General features: G+C 37.1%; 2 protein-coding genes. Both read left to right on the plus strand.

Features of this window, described 5'->3' with window-relative positions; translation table 11 throughout:
• Positions 1-46 precede the first annotated feature (46 nt).
• Positions 47-379, plus strand: coding sequence for a hypothetical protein (locus tag DNJ75_RS14965; RefSeq protein ID WP_150468857.1), 333 nt, complete (start codon positions 47-49; stop codon positions 377-379).
• 1 nt (position 380) lies between these two features.
• Positions 381-692, plus strand: a complete 312-nt coding sequence (gene traL / locus DNJ75_RS14970) for a type IV conjugative transfer system protein TraL (RefSeq protein WP_117004200.1) — start codon at positions 381-383, stop codon at positions 690-692.
• Positions 693-911: the final 219 nt, after the last annotated feature.

Consider the following 911-nt stretch of genomic DNA (forward strand, 5'->3'; position numbering starts at 1 on the left):
CATTAAAACAAAGTAAAACAATAAAAAATTAAAAAATAGGAGATATATGATGTTATCAGTAGTTAAGCAAACCTTAAAAGATCAGTTAACATGGGCATCTTTAAAGTCGTGGGGTATTGCCTTATTGATTGCGGTGTTACTGTCGCTGTTATTTGTGGTGATGGGCGAGGCGGCGATTGATAAGACAAAAATTGAAACGGAAGTTAAAAGTGCGGTTGGTGCAGGCAGTTGGGGTCAGATTGTATTGGGCGGTATTGCACTGATTGTTTCAGCGATTTTCTTTTTTATGGGCAATATCAAAATGGCACTGATTATTTTTGGTGGGGTTGCAACAATTTTGGGTGTCTATAACGCGGGTGCGCTTGGGTTTGGTGGTTAATATGGTCAATCAGGAGGATTATCAGGATTTTGCACGTGTGAGTAAATACCTAAACAAACCGCGCTTAATTATGGGTTGTACAACGGATGAAATTATCCCTGCTTTTTTGGTGATTGGATTAGGGGTTATTTCAGGGAATTTAACGTTGTGTTTTGTGATTGGATTGGGATGGATATTTGGTTTAAAGACATTAAAGCGTTATCGCAGTGCGCAGTTTTTAGCGATTGCGATGTACTGGTTTTTAGGTCAACCGATTTCAAAGCTAATATTTAAAAAAACGATCTCGCCGTCTTTACGTTTCTGGTTGCATTAATTGCATTAAGTTGACCTAAGTTTGGACAATCTCATGCTGCATTAACCATAAGAATCATCAAAAGTATGAAAAAATAGAACAAATAAAAAATAAAAAAATAAAACAGATAAAAAAAGCAAGGAGCGTTTATGGACGCATCACATCATCAATTGGGTCAGTCCTTGGGTCAGTACGTTAATCGTTGGCTTAAGCTAGGCTTTATTTTTATGTCGTTGGTTT

Origin of the sequence: Cysteiniphilum litorale, from assembly GCF_003428165.1 — a bacterium.
GTDB classification, from domain to species: domain Bacteria; phylum Pseudomonadota; class Gammaproteobacteria; order Francisellales; family Francisellaceae; genus Caedibacter; species Caedibacter litoralis.